Origin of the sequence: Nitrosomonas sp., from assembly GCA_031316255.1 — a bacterium.
Lineage (GTDB): Bacteria > Pseudomonadota > Gammaproteobacteria > Burkholderiales > Nitrosomonadaceae > Nitrosomonas.
Genome location: JALDQW010000001.1, coordinates 1,543,012 through 1,561,037, shown reverse-complemented (window position 1 = coordinate 1,561,037; position 18,026 = coordinate 1,543,012). Strand labels below are relative to the sequence as shown.

Sequence of the window (18,026 nt, the reverse complement as noted above, 5' to 3'; positions counted from 1 at the left end):
TATTGTTATCCATGCGCCCTGTTAAACTCGTTCTGTTGTGGCATATGCATCAACCCGATTACCGCCACTACGATACCCGTGAATTTGAAATGCCCTGGGTATATCTGCATGCCATCAAGGATTATGCCGACATGGCCTACCACCTTGAGGCACACCCCCAAATCAGGGCGGTTGTCAACTTTGTGCCGATACTGCTTGACCAGATTGAAGATTATGTTGAGCAATTTTCTTCGGGGCAGATTCGCGATCCCCTGCTACGCCTGTTAGCCAAACCGGATCTTGGAAAAATTTCCGACGATGAGCGCGAGCATATCTTAACGAATTGCTTCAAGGGCAACCACAACACCATGCTCAAGCCCTATCCAGCGTATGAACGGTTGCATGATCTGTATGATACCTTGCAAAAAAAAGCAGCCGACAAACTGGTAAACTTTTCAGAACAATATTTTGCCGATTTGCTTGTTTGGTATCACCTGGCATGGACAGGCGAAAGTATTCGGCGTCAAAACGAAACAGTCATGCAACTCATGGCAAAATGCGAGCACTTTAGTCATGCTGAACGAATGCAACTCTTTAACCTGATAGGTGAACTCATTCAGAAACTGATACCCCGCTACCGCAGACTTGCCGAAACAGGCCAGATTGAATTATCCACAACACCACATTTCCATCCGCTATCGCCCTTGCTCATGGATTTTTCCTCTGCACGCGACAGCATCCCGGATGCCCTGCTGCCCGTCACCCCGCAGTACTCCGGCGGCCGCAGTCGCGTCGCTTTCCATCTTGCTTCAGCGATAGACAGCCATCAAAAACGTTTCGCCACCAAACCAACGGGTATATGGCCCGCAGAAGGTGCGGTATCTTCCACTCTTGTTCAAATACTGGCGGAATCAGGCTGCCAGTGGTGCGCCAGCGGCGAAGGTGTACTGGCAAACAGCTTGCGCATGTCCCACCCGGACACCCCGTTACCAGACCGTAACCGGTATTTGTATCGTCCATACCAGATACAGGAAATAGAAAATGTATCCTGTTTTTTTCGTGACGACCAGCTATCCGACCTCGTTGGTTTTGAATACGCCAAATGGTTCGGACGAGACGCGGCCGAGCATTTTATTCAGTCAGTCGAACAAATCGCGCATCATGCATTGGCCGAAGAAAACCCTGTCGTCAGTGTCATTCTGGATGGCGAAAATGCCTGGGAATATTATCCCTACAACGGATACTACTTTCTTGACGATTTATACTCGCTACTGGAAAGTCATACAGAAATCTGCACCACGACATACCGCGACTCTATTGCTTCACCCGAACATGCAGAACAGGTTGTTTCATTGCCTGTTTTATCAGCCGGCAGTTGGGTATATGGCTCATTTTCAACCTGGATCGGTGATCCGGAGAAAAATCATGCCTGGGATTTGCTCTGCGCAGCAAAGCAGAGTTACGATCTTGTCATACAAAGCGACCGCCTGACTGATGAAGAAAAAAACGACGCCAGCCTGCAGCTCGCTTCATGTGAAAGCTCCGACTGGTTCTGGTGGTTTGGCGATTATAATCAGGCCGATACGGTTACCCGATTTGATCAATTATACCGGGACAATCTGGCGAATCTTTACCGCCTGCTGAAATTGCCCGTACCGTCCGCAATACACGAACCCATCAGCAAAGGCGATGAACATGCCGTAGAAGGCGGCTCCATGCGCCGGTCATCCTAAAATTGTTTTTTTATCGCGCCACCACTGCCCTGTCGGTCAGATAAGCATCCAGTTTTTACGTGCTGCGTATAGCCGATTTTGTCGTTTAAGCGTATAGTACATAAAAAAACAAAGCGGGAACAACTCTATGCAGCGGCCAGTATCATTACTCTTTGGGGTTCATGCACATCAACCGGTCGGTAATTTTCCTGAAGTACTGGAAGATGCGCACATACGCTGTTACAAGCCCTTTCTGGAAGTGCTTTCCCGTTATCCCGAATTTAATTTCGCCATTCATTTCTCGGGCTGGCTGCTTGACTACCTGTTCGAATTTCATCCGCAGGACATGGCATTACTCAAGAAAATGGTCAATCGCGGACAGGTGGAATTATTCGGTGCTGGCGACACCGAACCGGTACTTGCAGTCATTCCCAATCGCGACCGCATCGGACAAATCGAAACCTTTTCCAGGAAACTTGCAGAAAAACTCGGTCAACGACCACAAGGCGCCTGGCTGACTGAACGCGTTTGGGAATCTACCGTAGTACCCGCACTGACCGATTGCGGTATCCGTTATGTGATTGTCGACGACTATCATTTTCTCTGCGCAGGAAAAACCACCGCACAGCTGAACGGTTTTTATACCACTGAAGAAGATGCGCGCGCACTCGATATTTTTCCGATCTCTGAAACACTGCGTTACAAATTGCCCTTTTCTCCCGCACATGACGCAATTGCCTATATTGAATCGCTCGCAGATAACACTTCGAATACCGGAAACAATGCGCATTTTGCAGCAGTTTATTTCGACGATATTGAGAAATTTGGCATCTGGCCTGAAACTTACCAGTGGGTTTATGAAAAAGGCTGGCTTGAGCAATTTATTCAGGGCGTTCTGGCATCACCTAAAATTACTCCCTGTCATTATCGGGATTACCATGCCACCGAAAAAACAAAAGGCATTGTTTATCTACCGACCACCTCGTATATTGAAATGAACGAATGGACATTGCCTGCACAGTCTGCACGGATTTATGCCGACCTGATCAATCAATCGAAGGTATCCGGGTGTTACGAACAAAACAAGTCATTTCTACGCGGCGGCATCTGGAAAAATTTCCTGTCGCGTTATCCCGAATCAAACTGGATGCATAAGCGAATGCTCGGACTTTCCACACGCCTTGCCACATTACCCGAAAACCGGCGCACGCCTGAAATGCAACACAATCTGTATGCTGCACAAGCCAATGATGCCTATTGGCACGGATTATTCGGTGGCTTATACCTTCCCCACTTGCGCCGTGCAATATACAACAACTTGATTAAACTGGAAGCCATGCTGGATGCCTGTGAACCACGCAGCAATTCTTATTTGCAGGATATCGATATTGATGGCTCTGACGAAGCCTGTTTACACAATAATCACTTGCAAATTATTTTGAAATTGGATCGCTACGCCAGCATTGCAGAATTTGATGCCTATCAACTCGCTCACAATTTTGGCGATACGCTGCAACGCCAGACTGAACACTATTTTCACAAAATCCAGCTGGACGGACAAAGTCCGCCCGAACACCACGGCCTCGGAGAACACAACAATTCCGGCAATGGCATCAGTTCCGCGCATGACCGTGTCGTCAACAAACATATCATCAATGCGATCGACCTGGAGCCTGACAACCATCCACGGAACTTGTTTGTAGACCGTCTGGGTGGCATATTGGTTGATTATCGGCGCACTGATCCCGATTCCAGCACTATCCGTTTTCAGACCGGAACCACCCCGCTCCAGATTCACAAACACTATACATTGACGGACAATCAGTTGCACGCATCCTATCGGTTTTCCAACAAGGCGGATAACCGCTTCAGTACTGAAATCAACCTTGCCATGCCCAGTTGCGATGGCATGGGCGGTCGTTACATCCATAAAAACAAGATACTCGGGGGCTTTGGTCATATACTTGTATTGACCAAATTGACCGAAATTACACTCGACGACGATACGCTTGGCGGCAGCGTTTCATTAAAAACTTCCGCCCCCGTTCAGTTACACGCACAACCCCACTTCACAGTCTCCCAATCAGAAAGTGGATTCGAGAAAATCATGCAGGCTGTAACGCTGTTATTGGAATGGCCGATTCAATTCAAGGACTTTACCATTACACTGACTATCGATAAAAAATAACGCATCATTCTCTGTTTCATTCATTCTCCGTTCCATTAACGAATTTCAGAAAACATGTCTTTTCTTACACAGTCCCCTGCCTGGCTTGCATTACAGTCACACCAAACCCAACTAACCCAACATTCCATCCGCGACCTTTTCGACCAGGATCCGCAGCGTTTCGACAAATTCTCCCTGCAATTCGACGATATGCTGGTCGATTTTTCAAAACAACCCGTCACCCAGGAAACCATTCATCTGCTCGTCGCGCTTGCCCGTCAGCAAAACCTGGAAAGCTGGATTCAACGGATGTTTCTGGGCGAAAAAATAAACAACACAGAAAACCGGGCGGCGCTGCACATCGCGCTGCGCAGTAAAAAGCCCATTATGCTTGATGGCGAAGATGTCACAGTCAAGGTCAGAGACGTACTCAAAAAAATGGAACAATTCTCGACAATCGTGCGCAGCGGGGAATACAAAGGTTACTCCGGAAAACCTTTTACCGATATCGTCAATATTGGCATCGGCGGCTCGGATCTTGGACCGCTGATGGTGACCGAAGCGCTCAATCCCTATGGTTTGCCGCATCTCAAGCCCCATTTTGTTTCAAATATCGATGGCACGCAGCTGTACGAAACATTGCAGCGGCTTGATCCGGCCACAACGCTTTTCATCATCGCGTCGAAAACATTTACCACGCAGGAAACCATGACCAACGCGCATTCGGCCCGCGCCTGGTTTATTGCGCAGGGCGGCCGCGAGCAGGACGTCGCCCGCCATTTCGTCGCTGTTTCCACCAACCGCAGCGCAGTGGAAAAATTCGGTATTCAGCCTGATAACATGTTTGAATTCTGGGACTGGGTTGGCGGCCGATACTCGTTATGGTCTTCCATTGGATTGTCTATCGCATTGACGATCGGCATGGATCATTTTCATGCGCTGCTTTCCGGCGCGGATGCAATGGACCGGCATTTCGCCGATACGCCGCTGGTCAAAAACATCCCGGTATTGCTCGGACTCATTGGTATCTGGCATATCAACTTCCACGGCATCAGATCGCATGCTGTGCTGCCTTACGATCAGTATCTGCACCGCTTTCCGGCTTATTTGCAGCAACTGGAAATGGAAAGTAACGGCAAGCGCATTTCCCGTGACGGGGATGCGGTTGACTACCAGACCGGCACTGTCATTTGGGGAGAGCCTGGAACGAACGGACAGCATGCCTTCTATCAGTTGTTGCATCAGGGCAGGCAAACCATTTCCGCCGATTTTCTGGCGCCCTGCCAGAGCCATCATCCGATCAACACGCATCACAATTTATTGCTGTCCAATTTCTTCGCGCAAACAGAAGCACTGATGTGCGGCAAAACCGATCGTGAAGTAAGGGCAGAACTGGAAGCTCAAGGCATGCCTGATGAATCAATAAAAGAACTGCTGCCCCATAAAACGTTTCCCGGCAATCGTCCGACCACATCCATTCTATTCAAAAAACTCGACCCCCAAACCCTAGGCGCATTAATCGCGCTCTATGAACACAAGGTATTTGTGCAAAGCGTGATCTGGAATATCAACCCATTCGATCAGTGGGGCGTGGAGCTGGGCAAACAGCTTGCCGGCAGAATTCTTCCCGAGTTGGAGCAAGAAGCACACGATGAAACAGTTACATCCCATGATGCGTCCACCAACGGACTCATTCGTTTCTTCAAAATGCACCGGTAGTATAGAAATACAGAAGTGCGTCAGAGAATATTAGGTTGCTTTCGACCAAAAAATGGGGCCGGTATTTTCTTTCGGATACACCGCTATCTGTCCACCCGCAGAAAAAACAATCTGTCCGCCAGCCAAGCACTTACACTTCTTTTTGCTGGTGAATTGCCTGATTTTTGATAGTTTTTTTTCGGTTCTTAAGTACCTTGAAAAACTACCAATAGGTTAATTTATGGCAATTCAATGCTTTGCGGGAGTTATTGTATTAAGCAAAATACAATTAATCGCTAATAATGGAAATCCAGCATTCGTTTTGAGAACATCTGAATTTTTTCTGTGTTAACCAGTTTACAACGGCTATTTAATAATACTTCCAATGCGGATTTATAACTTCTTTCAATTAAATCTTCACAATACTTAACACTGTTGGTTGATTCTATAGCACTTAATAATTTATTCTTCAAAGTCTCAGCATCATGATTACTGCTGCGCAACAGATGCGATAGTAATTCTTTTTTGCCTTTAGTCAAATTTCGCAAAGCAACCGCAACTGGCAAAGTTATCTTGCCATGATCCAAGTCTTCAAACTGAAGTTTAAGATTGCTGTCAAATCCGGTGATATTAATTATGTCATCTCGTACTTGAAATAATGTTCCGATTTCTTCAAAAAAATCTCCAAGCACCTTAATTTGTTCAGCAGAGCCACAACCGAGTATCGCCCCCATTCTGGCAAAGGAACCGAAAGGAATACCTGACTTCCTTTTATGAATATCCATCACCGTATTGAAAACAGTATCAGTGCTAGAGCCTGAATCTTCAAGTACTAGTTTTAGCCCTTCGATATCCAGTCCCTGGCCAATGTGTGCATTCAGTAATAAAGACATGTACTCTTGATAGAGCGCTAATTTTCTTTGATCTTCGAGTACGGAATTTTCAATAAGTTTTTGTCCAATGAAATATGCAAATGTACCAGCATTAATTGCAGCGCCTGTCCCATATATGAGGTGGCATGCTTTTCCTCCACGACGTATCTCGGATGAATCCTGAACATCGTCGATTATTAGTGAACCTACATGCATTATTTCAGGTAGAGCTAACCAGTCCAGATATTCATCAAATTGATTTCCGATTGCTTCACAAGAAACCTGAAGGATATAGCCACGCCACCCTTTTCCTTTGCGCTTTAGAATCTCCCATAAAGGAATTGATAAAGCATTGTAGGCTCGTTCATCAATTTTTATACACTCATTAATAGCGCAATCTTTAGTTGAACAAATATTTTGTAGGAAATTTCTTTTCTTTCTGGGAAGAAGTTTTTCCAAAGCGCAAAATGTATCTTGATTTGCCTTTTCAATTAATGCGTCGAATGAAACTTCTTCTTTGGATATAAAATACATTATTTAGTAGCTATATAAAAAAATTAATTGCAGCTGTTGCTTGAATTCAAGTATTGATTTGACAGTAAGAATGTTTCGGTCAGTAATTGTTAGGAAGCTTTCAACAGATCGAACTTATGCAAAAAATTTGTGGACTAGTTGTCAAGTAAAAAGCGTGTTTAGGTACTCTTTGACCCATAAATAAGAATCCGAAGAAGAATGTCTGGGCGCAAAAGGATTACTGGCGATTTGGTCATATGTAATACGAAATAATATGCATAAGTAACAGTCGAATCTTTGGTGCTGGCTCTAGCAACCATATCTGAAAATTTGTGCAGCATTTTGGTCACAATATCGGTTTTCATTCCTGAAGTTTCTGGCCAGCGCAAATCTTCATTTTGAGAGATCATCCAGGCTAACCGGTAGTTATTGCATAATTTACTTTGAATGAATTTGCAATCCTGGCTATCAAGCGTTGACCGTGAATTAAGTTGCGTTTTCAGCTTCTCCATCGCTAAAACAATGCAGGTAATGCCTTGACCGTATATAGGATTAAACGAAGCAATTGAATCACCAACTACGATAAAACCCTTCGGCCAGTTCTTCATTTTGTTATATTGTAAAAATTGACTTTCGTTTTTTATAAATCGTTTTATCTCGGTCACTGGCTGCGCATCTTTAATGGCATTATAAATGGTGTTGGTTCTAAGGCTTTTTGCAAACGCAAAAAAAGCACTTTCATTATCGGGTGGGCAATCTTTTGAAAAACCATATAGCCCGACGATATGTTGATTGTTTTCAATTGGGAAGATAATTCCACCGCGCGTTAATGAAGGCGCATTACTCATAATATATGCTGCCAGAATTTAATCTTCCAGGTACACATTCTTAAAGATGCGTGTGGAGTACCCTATATAAGGATAAATCTTTCTTCTAGGTACAACCCCGAATCCTTGTTTCTCTAGATACATTGGGGTTTTGGTGTTGCGGCCAGAACAGTCGACTAATAAATCGGCTTCTAAAACCCCTGTTTGTTGTTTTCTTGAGTAAATCACTTCTGGAGGATGGTGCTTTGCAAGCCGCATGTCGAATACCGTTGCATCATCTAAAACCTCAAGATTGGGGTAGGATCTCATAACAAATTCTCGTAGCGTTTGCTCAAGCATTTGCCGGGACTGGTTTAAAGAAAACAAGTCAGACTTAAAACGGAACATGAGTCCCTTGGAAAACATGGTCTGCCAGTCTTCAGATGATTTAGTAGAAACTGATCCTTTCGATTTTAGCGTTTGTATAAATCCGGGCAACAAATTTTCAAGGCCCTGCAATCCGCGAGTTAAAAGGAGATGAGCGTGAAAAGATTGTGCAGTGCCTTTACGCGGACTGACAGGATCAAAAATTTTATCTCTTTCGATAATAATAACTTTCTTGAAAAGTGGCGATAAAATAGTTGCGCAAAGCAAGCCAGAGATACTGCCGCCGATAATGACTGCTCTTTCTTTCATGTGAAGTTTGATAACAATCTAAATTTTATAATCCGATACAGGAAATTTTGTTCAATGCCACTATTTGGAATAACTTAAATTCATCACCATGAACCTGAATATTGCATGAAAGAAGGAAGCAATTCCTCTTAAATCTTTTATAAATCAGTTATCTAGGCTGCATAAAGAGAGAAATTGCCAGTGTCGAATTGTATCCAAAGATCGCTCAATTTTCCAGAAGTAAGAAAACGTCTGTAGAAGCGAATTTTAGGGCTGGAGCATCACTTCTGATGGCGGCGAAATATTACTACGTCAGGTTGATCGATTGATTGGGCTAAGTAGAGCCGTAGCAAGCGCAGTGAAGGACAACCGCAGACAGGCAAAAAGCTGTAGGCATGACGGATTGATCTGTTATGGCTGCGGATTTTGGATTGGCATCGGGCTATGAAGATTTGAGTGATCATCAAAAGCAGAGCAATCCGGCAAAGAACGTCATATATTTATCTATAAGGAATATCTTAATCTACTCAACCAGGGCACCGAACCGATTGACTGAGTCAACACGACCGATGAAAGATTACCTTATAAAAATTATTTTTGATCAATTGCTTATACACTATACCCGCTGCCGGTAACGCTCCCGCAGCATTTCATAAAGCTGTCCCAGCCCGAGCAGTGTTTCCTTCAGTCCATTCCGTACTCGCTCCGAACCCAATGCCTGCTTGCTCATGGTGCTGTGCGCCGCCAGGGCGTCCATAATGGCGTTTAGGAGTTCATCGTTAAGATCAGGTGAGCTTGAAAACTGTTCTTTCGAATTATTTGCCGCCTGCTGAACGAGAATGTCGGATTCCAGCAGTTTTCCCTTGATAACGTTATTCACATAGATCAACCGGTCATTCTCGGTGATATCGCCATCAAACAGGTCATTCACTCTGGCAATGATCTCGTAGAGACAGGCTTTTTCCTTTTCCTGAATGGAGCCGCTGCCCGATTCGGTGAGCGGTTTCAGTTTGGGATACTCGCCGTCAATTAATGACAGCGCTCTTTTGCCTTGATGCTTCAGCGTATGATGAGTCAGTATCACCTTTGACAAATCAATACCCTCCCGTTCCCGGCCAAATTCCAGCAACGGCAACAGCCGTTTGTAGAATATGAAACGTTTTTCAATAGCGGTGTTGCCATAGTCAAATATCTGCGACAAAAATGCATACATGCGCTGGTATGCTGTCATGTCATGCTTGAATAAAACCAGTGCATTCAATTCATTTTGCGCTGCTTCAATCGCCTTAACATCATCTTTTGCCCTGGCGGTTTTGAGTTTTTCCTGAGCAGCCTTGTAATGATGCAAAAGACGGGACACCACGGGCTCCAAAGCGGCTGCCAGATCGCTTTGTCTGGATTTCGCATTAAACTCGACTTCTACTACACGGTTCACCTCGAAGTCATCGTAATAACCGGCGGCATCCAGCTTCATGCGAAGATCGTACACCAGATGGGGGTCGGTTACGTTCGAGAGTTCTGCAGTATCGTAGTAGGTTCTGAATGCCCCCAGTATCTCTTCCGGGTCGTTGACAAAATCCACCACATACGTGGTATCTTTACCGGGGTGCGCACGGTTTAACCGGGAAAGTGTTTGAACCGCTGCAATACCCGCCAGACGCTTGTCGACATACATGCCGCAGAGAAGAGGTTGATCAAATCCGGTTTGAAATTTATTGGCGACCAGCAAAATTTGATATTCATCCGTGGCAAAGGCTTCCCGGATGTCCCGTTTTCTTAACTCGGGGTTCAGGTGATGACTGGTTTCTGTGAAAGGATCAGGGCCAGATTGTGAATCGTTGACTTCTCCCGAAAAAGCGACCAGTGTCTTGATACTGTAGCCTTGAGACTTGATATAGCTGCCGATGGCAATTTGCCAGCGTACCGCTTCAAGACGGCTGGAAACGACCACCATGGCTTTACCTCGACCATCCAATAGTGGTGCCACACTGTCCCGGAAATGTTCTACAACTACCTGAACTTTCTGACTGATGTTGTATGGATGCAGTTTAACCCATCGCATAATGCCTTTGAGTGCTTCGCTGCGTTCCACTTCCTTTTCATCGAATTCTTGACCATTATGGGCGAGTTTAAACGCCAGCTTATACGGCGTGTAGTTCTGCAATACGTCGAGAATGAAGCCTTCTTCGATCGCCTGACGCATGGAATAGACATGAAACGGTGCTGGCACATTATTATCACTGGCAGGTAAATCGGGATTGGGGCGGCTACCAAACAGTTCCAGCGTCTTGGCCTTGGGAGTGGCGGTAAAGGCTACATAACTGATACCGCTGTCCACTGTACGTGCCGCCATTTGTGCAGCCAGCAAATCTTCGGTGCTGACTTCACCGCCATCGTTCAGCTCATCGAGTTCCTGGGCCGATAAAACCGCTTTGAGCTTGGCGGCTGCTTCTCCCGTTTGAGAAGAATGGGCTTCATCGGCAATCACTGCAAAACGTTTGCCTTGTGTGGCTGCCAGTTCCTGCACGGCCTTTAATGCAAAGGGAAAGGTCTGGATGGTGCATACCACAATTTTCTTGCCACTCGACAATGCCGTTGCCAGTTCACCGCTTTTGCTGACGCCTTCGCCTTTAATGGTGGCGACGACCCCGGCGGTACGTTCAAAATCAAAAATGGCTTCCTGCAGTTGACTGTCCAACACATTGCGATCCGATACCACCAACACGGTATCAAACAGTTTCCGGTGTTGCTCGTCATGCAAGTCCGCCAGAAAATGCGCCGTCCAGGCAATCGAATTGGTTTTTCCGGAACCGGCTGAATGTTGTATCAGGTATTTCCCGCCGGGGCCTTCGGTCAATACTGCCGCCAACAGTTTTCGGGTGGCATCCAGTTGGTGATAGCGTGGAAAGATGATGCTTTTGATCTGTTTTTTGTCATCCTTGCGGGTCACCAGATAACGCCCCAGAATTTCCAGCCAGCTATCCCGTGCCCAGATGTCTTCCCACAAGTAGGCCGTACGGTGGCCGCCCCGTTCATTGGGTGGATTACCAGCCGCACCCTGATCGCCCCGATTGAATGGCAGAAAAGTTGTGTGTGGGCCTTCCAGCTTGGTGGTCATGCGGACTTCGCTATTGCTGACCGCAAAATGCACCAGGGCGCCATTCGGAAAAGACAGCAGTGGTTCGGGGGTGCTTTGGGCTTTGGGGCGGGACAGGCGGTCAAAACGGTATTGATCGACAGCGTCATCCACCGATTGGGTAAAATCGCTTTTGAGTTCCACCGTTGCAACCGGTAGCCCATTTAAAAACAACACCAGATCGATGGCATTCTCGTTATGCAGCGAATAACGCAATTGACGCACCACCCGCAACCGATTTGTAGCGTAGCGGACCAGAATATCGGGGTTCATCGCCAAGGCCGGTTTGAACTGCGCCAATGTGAGCGGTTGCCGTAAACCGATCATTTCGATGCCATGACGCAACACATCCAATGTACCCCGCTGATTGAGTGAATCACGCAGTCGCTGCAGTAATATGTTTGTGGCCTGTGCGCCGTGATTCTTCTCCAGCATTTCCCAGGCTTTGGGTTGCGTGGTTTTTACCCAATCGAATACATCTGCCGGAAATAAGGCGCTTGCCCGGTCATAGGCTTGCGTATCGCCTTGCCCATAAAGCCAGCCGCGATCTGCGAGACAGTCGCAAATTTCAGTTTCAAATTGGATTTCTTTATGCAGATCGCTCATGGCCGGAATACCCGCGGCTCAATACACCGCGTCATGATCGCCCACATTCACCGGAATAATCCGCTTATCCTGAATCAGTAACTCCAGGGTAATGCGGCAAGACAGATTGATGGAAACCGAATGCAAACCCTGATGCTTGCCCTGCAAGGGATGCAAACGCAGAGAGGGATGATTTGGGTTGGCTTCCAGCAGTTGCAGCGTTTTGGCGTAAGTCTGTTTGAGTTCAGGATGTCGTTTCAAGAACCTGACTTCCTTGCGCTTGTACTGTTCAGTGAACACTAACTCGAACATGCTTGGTCAAGCCAGGCCGCATGTTCCTCGGCAGTCTCGGTGGTAAACCGGCCTGCCGCCAGATCCGCCTTCGTTTGCGCAATGGCGGCATCCAGCTCGCACTCGCGCAGGTAATGGTAATGCGCGATATCCATGACCACAAACCGGTCCTTGCCGCGCACCGAAACAATCGCTTCCGGCGAATCACCCAGCGCCGCTTCAATGGCGGCGACCCCTCTGGTTTTCAAATCGTTGGCGCTGATATGGGACATTGCATAAACTCCTGACAATCAATTAACAATACGATTAATCATATGCTTAATCGTGCGATTAAGCAAGCGATACTAACGCTCTACCAGACCGCGCACATCGATCTTGCCGGTGACAGCGGCTGAAATTAAGGCTGTACGGCGTTCTTTGAGTAGTTCAATAGCTTTTTCGGCTTCGGTTGTTAACTCATCAATTTTGATAGTTTCGCATTCTAGAAATGAAACAATTTGAGCTTGTTCGTCTATGGAAGGTAGTCCAAATGACAATCTGGATATTTGTTCGAAATTTAATCCTTCACGAGCGGCACCATTTTGAATAGCATCGATTTGAACCTTTATAAAATTAGATTTCATAACCATTGCTATATAACTTCTAAAGTTGATTTCAGCAAGGCGAATAATACAAACATGTTGATTTACATTTGCTGGCACAAAATTATCCGGAACCAGGCAAGTTCTTCCCAAAGATGCACCCGTGATATTTAGAAGTATGTCTCCTGGAAATACACGTGAAAATGACATTTCTGAATCGGTTTGTTCGGCAATGTAAACCACATCATCTATTATTAAGCCTTCATCATATACATTTTGGCTTCGAATAAATAAAACTCCACTATCAATATAGGTTGTTGAGCCTCCTAATGGTGTTTTGCCGCTTCCTATTTTTTTACAAATAAAACCAAGTTTTTTGACTTCCCAATGCTCCGGCACATCACCCAGCCATTCAATACCAGAATCCTTCATCGGCACATCAGGATTCAGTCCTTTGGTAACCGCATGAGAAATAACCGCCTGCCGTTTTTCTTTTAGCAGTTCAATGAGCCGTTGCTGTTCGACAATCAGTTCATTAATTATGGTGGTTTCTCGGTCTAGGAAGTTGGCGATATGTTTATGTTCTGCAATCGGGGGAAACGGCACCTCGAAAGTGTAAAGATTACTTGTGGTGAGCTGATTGACAGTAGATGTTAAAAAAGAACCAGATTGAAATTTGAATAGACTAGAGTTGAAAATATAAGATAGATAGTTGTTATATTTACTTCTAAAAATGGTCATGAATGCACCAAAGGTTAGCCCAGTGGATTCCGTTCCAATTTCAGCATTTTTTCCGATCAATGCACGGCTTCCATTCCGTGAGCAAATCAATATATCGCCAGTCTTTGTGATTAATTTTTCAGGAATGATTTTTCGTACATAAACATTATCTTCAAAAACAATTTTTCCATTTTGAACATTTGATGATCGGAGTACCAATGTACCATCCTCGCCTACAACATCCGATGGATCGTATGTCAATCCAATTAATGCTTCACCCAAATATTTAAGTTTTTTTATCTCCCAATGTTCTGGTATTTCTCCTAGCCATTCAATACCAGAATCCTTATACCTTTCATACCGTGGAAAACTCATGCCGACAATCCCTTGATCATTGTCAGGATACGGTCAGTGCATTGTTTTAATTCCGCATCAATTTCAGCCAGTGGGCGGGGTGGTTCGAAGACATAGAAATGCCTATTGAACGGGATTTCATAACCGACTTTGGTTTTGTCAGGGTCAATCCAGGCATCGGGTACATGCGGCAATACTTCCCGTTTGAAATAGTTTTCTATGTCTTCACTCAGCGGCACATTCTCGGTATCCCGCAGACTGGTGTCCGGTTGCGGTTTACCTTTTTGCTTGCCTTTGGTGGCTAACACGATTTGACCGTTCTCGTCGCGCAATGGCCGTTCTAGGGTAATGGTACGGTAGCCGAAATCGGTATTTTTGAAGATACGGGATATCGGTTTTTTGCTTTCACTGCCTTCGTTGACTTGGCTGGCTTCAATGAACTGCCCGAACAGGCGGGTGATTTCGGTGATATGGTCATCGGACAGTTCCTTGCGTTTGGAACCCAGACTTTTACGCATTTTCTGCCAGTAGCCTGATGCATCGATCAACTGCACCCGTCCTTTGCGGTGTTCCGGCTTGCGGTTGGAGAGTATCCACACATACGTGGAAATGCCGGTGTTATAGAACATGTCCGTCGGCAATCCGATAATGGCTTCCAGCAGATCGTTTTCCAGCACATAGCGGCGGATTTCACTTTCCCCCGAACCTGCCGCACCGGTAAACAATGGGGAGCCGTTCAAAACGATGCCAAAGCGGCTGCCGCCATCGACAGCGGGGCGCATTTTGCTGATCAGGTGTAGCAGGAACAATAACGAACCGTCCGAGACACGCGGCAGGCCGGGGCCGAAACGGCCATTGTAGCCTTGCGTTTCATGTTCCTTGCGGATTTCCTTTTCAACCTTTTTCCATTCCACGCCAAACGGCGGATTGGAGAGCATGTAGTCGAATTTCCTGTGCAGGTGGCCGTCATCGGAAAACGTATTGCCAAACGTGATATTGGCGACATCCTGACCCTTGATGAGCATATCGGCTTTACAGATCGCATACGATTCGGGGTTGAGTTCCTGACCATACATGGTCAGGCGGGCATCGGGATTGTGCTCGTGCAAGTATTCACCCGCCACGGACAGCATACCGCCGGTGCCTGCCGTTGGATCATAAATGGCGCGTACCACGCCGGGTTTGGCCAGCACATCGTCATCCTCGATAAACAGCAGGTTGACCATGAGGCGGATGACTTCACGCGGGGTGAAGTGTTCACCGGCGGTTTCATTGGAAATTTCGGCAAACTTGCGGATCAGTTCCTCGAACACCAGTCCCATCTGGCTGTTGCTGACTTTATCGGGGTGCAAATCGACATGGGCAAAGCGTTCGGTGACCTGATACAGCAATCCGGCTTTGGAGAGCCGTTCGATTTGGGTATAACAATCAAACCGTTCAAAAATATCCCGCACTGCTTCAGAGAATCCCTGGATATAGGCAAACAGGTTTTCCCTGATGTGATCCTGATCGCCCATGAGTTTTTTCATGTCCAGCGGCGATAGGTTGTAGAAACTTTGGCCGGCTTTACGCAGCAGGAAGGGTTCGGGGTTGATGTCGGCTTTCAGTTTGTCGGCATGCTCTGCCAGCACCGCTTCCTTGGTGGATTCCAGTACACAGTCCAGACGGCGTAATACCGTGAACGGCAATATCACCTTGCCGTATTCCGATTGCTTGTAGTCGCCGCGCAGCAGATCGGCGACCGACCAGATAAAGGCGGAAAGGGATTGATGGTTCATGCGTTTTTTAGTTGAGTTTTTATTGTGCTATTGATGCGGAATTTTTCATTCCAGAAAGGTACCAATAACACGAATTCTCAAAAAAATGAATACTAACGGGATAACAGGCGTAATATTTTCGCTGGAATTTTCCCTGGATACGCATTCCGCAATTCTTCAATTGTGAGAATTCAGTTTAATCCGGTTTTTTAAAAATGGCTCAGCGTTCATGAATACACCATCAAAAAGCGTGCAGCAACTGTGCGTGATTCAAATATCAGACAATTTAACACTGCCGCTGTCGGAAGTTGAAATCCATGCGATACGCGCGCAAGGTTCCGGCGGGCAGAATGTGAACAAGGTATCAACCGCCGTGCATCTGCAATTTGATGTCGGGGCTTCCTCGTTGCCCGACCCCTACAAGGAAAGGCTGCTGAATTTGCGCGACAGCCGCATTTCAAAAGACGGGGTTATTACGATCAAGGCCCAGCGTTATAACAGTCAACTGAAGAATAAAGAGGATGCGCTGAACCGGCTGGCAGCGCTGATTAAAAGCGTTACCGTTCAGAAAAAAACGCGCAAGCCCACGCAACCGAGCAAAGCGGCTAAAGCAAAACGGTTGGAAAACAAAGCCAAGCGGAGCCAGATAAAATCACAGCGTGGCAAAATCGAGGGCGTTTAGCGATAAAAGCAACTAAATAAACCCTGTTTTTAACCCAATTCGGCACCGACAACAGGTATTAGCAAATATCGTGCCAAGCCATGTTACCATCTATGATTATTTAATCTATTTTATCCAGACAATTACAGTGGCGAAAAAGGAATATAGTTTTCAACAGATCAGTTGTAATTGCGGCGTTATCGCCTTGCCTGATCAGTTAACCCGAACAGGTGGCGGATCTTGCTTTTTTTACAAATATCATGTGAGAATTTTCACTTTTTTTTCCAGATCTACATTTTAGAATGTTTCTAAACCGTAGGCGTTTCTTACAAACGAGGGGGTCGCCATGAAATTATCCGAATTATATTGGCATCGCATCACACCATTGCACTTCTTGCTCTGGCCACTGAGTTTATTGTTCGGTTTATTCATGCGCATACGCAAGTTATGTTACTGGCTGGACTTTTTTCCGTCGGTCAAGTTGCCTGTGCCCGTGATTATTGTTGACAGTATAACCGCCGATGATGGCGGCAAAACACCACTGGTATTATGGCTCGTCGATATGCTGCGCGCACGCGGCCTGTGCCCCGGAATTATTGCACGGGGAAATCTCGATACGGGCAATCCGGAAGCAGTGACACAATCAAGCAAACCCGCCAGTGTGGGTGGCAAGGCGTTGTTGCTGGCGAAGCGTTTTGAGGCTATCTGCCCGGTATGGGTCGGAGAAGATCCTGTTGATGCGGCACAAGCGTTACTCCATGCAAACCCCGGCTGTAATATCATTATTTGTACGTTTGGGTTGCAACATCATCGACTGGAACGCGATTTTGAAATTGCAGTCGCCGATTTTAGCGAGCAAAGCTTTGGAAACGGCATGTTACTGCCTGCAGGGCCGCTCCGTATAAACCTTAAGTATTTGAACAGTGTCGATGCGGTAGTCGTGAATGGTTCGCCAAAGCATCGTTTCGATACCGACGACTGGGCGCCAACGTATTATATGAAACTGGCCGGAGAAACGGTCTACAAGCTATCCGATCCGGACAGCCGTCATCCAGTATCCATTTTGAAAGATAAAAAACTACACGCAATCACCATTTACGAAAATTCGCAATGGTTTATTCATCAATTGCAACGTCATGGGTTGTGGAGCGATCTGCATACCGTAGCTGAAGACCATCGGTTTGTGGCAGAAGATTTTTCCGGCATGCATGCAGAAGCAATCATCATGTCCGAAGAAAGCGCCCTGCAATGCCTGGAATTTACACATGAAGCAATCTGGGCGCTGCCTGTGGAAGCATGGGTTGATGGTAATCTGCAAGCACAAGTGCTCAATAAGCTCAGAGAAAAATTTGCTGATACCGAGGTTCTGAACGAAATGATTTGTCCGCATTGCAAATGTCAGCTTCGCCATCAGAAAAAAGAAAACACCCTGGTTTGCGATCAGGAACACAGGGCTTTCCCTATTAAAGATGGTATACCCGCGCTTCAGTTACAGGACAGCCATGAACTTGCTGCGTAA

13 protein-coding genes are annotated in these 18,026 nt (G+C 46.3%); 5 read left to right on the top strand and 8 right to left on the bottom strand.

Features of this window, described 5'->3' with window-relative positions; all coding sequences use genetic code 11:
* Positions 1-11: 11 nt before the first annotated feature.
* The 3 genes from MRK00_07030 (at position 12) to pgi (ending at position 5,577) form a co-directional block, all read left to right on the top strand.
* Positions 12-1,712, top strand: a complete 1,701-nt coding sequence (locus tag MRK00_07030) for a glycoside hydrolase family 57 protein (protein ID MDR4517124.1) — start codon at positions 12-14, stop codon at positions 1,710-1,712.
* A 127-nt stretch (positions 1,713-1,839) separates the two neighbouring features.
* Positions 1,840-3,879: a DUF1926 domain-containing protein gene (locus tag MRK00_07025; GenBank protein MDR4517123.1), complete on the top strand. Its 2,040-nt coding sequence runs from the start codon at positions 1,840-1,842 to the stop codon at positions 3,877-3,879.
* A 54-nt stretch (positions 3,880-3,933) separates the two neighbouring features.
* The gene (gene pgi / locus MRK00_07020; protein ID MDR4517122.1) at positions 3,934-5,577 is read left to right on the top strand and encodes a glucose-6-phosphate isomerase; all 1,644 of its coding nucleotides are present in this window, start codon (positions 3,934-3,936) and stop codon (positions 5,575-5,577) included.
* Between the two features lie 275 nt (positions 5,578-5,852).
* Here pgi and MRK00_07015 read toward each other — a convergent pair whose 3' ends face one another.
* From MRK00_07015 to MRK00_06980, 8 genes are all read right to left on the bottom strand, one after another.
* Entirely contained in the window at positions 5,853-6,962 is a 1,110-nt protein-coding gene (locus MRK00_07015; protein ID MDR4517121.1) for a polyprenyl synthetase family protein, read from the bottom strand.
* Between the two features lie 158 nt (positions 6,963-7,120).
* Positions 7,121-7,789 (bottom strand): hypothetical protein, encoded by a 669-nt coding sequence (locus MRK00_07010; protein ID MDR4517120.1) that lies wholly within the window; start codon positions 7,787-7,789, stop codon positions 7,121-7,123.
* 18 nt (positions 7,790-7,807) lie between these two features.
* Positions 7,808-8,443 (bottom strand): hypothetical protein, encoded by a 636-nt coding sequence (locus tag MRK00_07005; GenBank protein MDR4517119.1) that lies wholly within the window; start codon positions 8,441-8,443, stop codon positions 7,808-7,810.
* A 595-nt stretch (positions 8,444-9,038) separates the two neighbouring features.
* Positions 9,039-12,164, bottom strand: a complete 3,126-nt coding sequence (locus tag MRK00_07000) for a DEAD/DEAH box helicase family protein (protein MDR4517118.1) — start codon at positions 12,162-12,164, stop codon at positions 9,039-9,041.
* Positions 12,165-12,182: 18 nt separating this feature from the next.
* Entirely contained in the window at positions 12,183-12,404 is a 222-nt protein-coding gene (locus MRK00_06995) for a plasmid stabilization protein (GenBank protein ID MDR4517117.1), read from the bottom strand.
* Positions 12,405-12,442: 38 nt separating this feature from the next.
* The gene (locus MRK00_06990) at positions 12,443-12,724 is read right to left on the bottom strand and encodes a type II toxin-antitoxin system Phd/YefM family antitoxin (GenBank protein MDR4517116.1); all 282 of its coding nucleotides are present in this window, start codon (positions 12,722-12,724) and stop codon (positions 12,443-12,445) included.
* 54 nt (positions 12,725-12,778) lie between these two features.
* On the bottom strand, positions 12,779-14,110 hold the full coding sequence (locus MRK00_06985) for a restriction endonuclease subunit S (GenBank protein ID MDR4517115.1): 1,332 nt from the start codon (positions 14,108-14,110) through the stop codon (positions 12,779-12,781).
* Positions 14,107-15,867: a type I restriction-modification system subunit M gene (locus tag MRK00_06980; GenBank protein ID MDR4517114.1), complete on the bottom strand. Its 1,761-nt coding sequence runs from the start codon at positions 15,865-15,867 to the stop codon at positions 14,107-14,109. Before MRK00_06980 ends, MRK00_06985 begins: the two co-directional genes overlap by 4 nt.
* Before the next feature lie 208 nt (positions 15,868-16,075).
* Here MRK00_06980 and arfB point away from each other — a divergent pair, with 208 nt between their 5' ends.
* Both arfB and lpxK read left to right on the top strand, forming a co-directional pair.
* Positions 16,076-16,528: an aminoacyl-tRNA hydrolase gene (arfB, locus tag MRK00_06975; protein MDR4517113.1), complete on the top strand. Its 453-nt coding sequence runs from the start codon at positions 16,076-16,078 to the stop codon at positions 16,526-16,528.
* A 325-nt stretch (positions 16,529-16,853) separates the two neighbouring features.
* A complete protein-coding gene (gene lpxK, locus MRK00_06970; protein ID MDR4517112.1) occupies positions 16,854-18,026 on the top strand; it encodes a tetraacyldisaccharide 4'-kinase in 1,173 nt (390 codons plus the stop codon).

What these genes read in the sequence shown, in the direction of transcription:
- MRK00_07030 (MDR4517124.1), top strand. Translation starts at nt 12, where the DNA reads ATGCGCCCTGTTAAACTCGTTCTGTTGTGGCATATGCATCAACCCGAT.
- MRK00_07025 (MDR4517123.1), top strand. Translation starts at nt 1,840, where the DNA reads ATGCAGCGGCCAGTATCATTACTCTTTGGGGTTCATGCACATCAACCG.
- pgi (MDR4517122.1), top strand. Translation starts at nt 3,934, where the DNA reads ATGTCTTTTCTTACACAGTCCCCTGCCTGGCTTGCATTACAGTCACAC.
- MRK00_07015 (MDR4517121.1), bottom strand. Translation starts at nt 6,962, where the DNA reads ATGTATTTTATATCCAAAGAAGAAGTTTCATTCGACGCATTAATTGAA.
- MRK00_07010 (MDR4517120.1), bottom strand. Translation starts at nt 7,789, where the DNA reads ATGAGTAATGCGCCTTCATTAACGCGCGGTGGAATTATCTTCCCAATT.
- MRK00_07005 (MDR4517119.1), bottom strand. Translation starts at nt 8,443, where the DNA reads ATGAAAGAAAGAGCAGTCATTATCGGCGGCAGTATCTCTGGCTTGCTT.
- MRK00_07000 (MDR4517118.1), bottom strand. Translation starts at nt 12,164, where the DNA reads ATGAGCGATCTGCATAAAGAAATCCAATTTGAAACTGAAATTTGCGAC.
- MRK00_06985 (MDR4517115.1), bottom strand. Translation starts at nt 14,110, where the DNA reads ATGAGTTTTCCACGGTATGAAAGGTATAAGGATTCTGGTATTGAATGG.
- MRK00_06980 (MDR4517114.1), bottom strand. Translation starts at nt 15,867, where the DNA reads ATGAACCATCAATCCCTTTCCGCCTTTATCTGGTCGGTCGCCGATCTG.
- arfB (MDR4517113.1), top strand. Translation starts at nt 16,076, where the DNA reads ATGAATACACCATCAAAAAGCGTGCAGCAACTGTGCGTGATTCAAATA.
- lpxK (MDR4517112.1), top strand. Translation starts at nt 16,854, where the DNA reads ATGAAATTATCCGAATTATATTGGCATCGCATCACACCATTGCACTTC.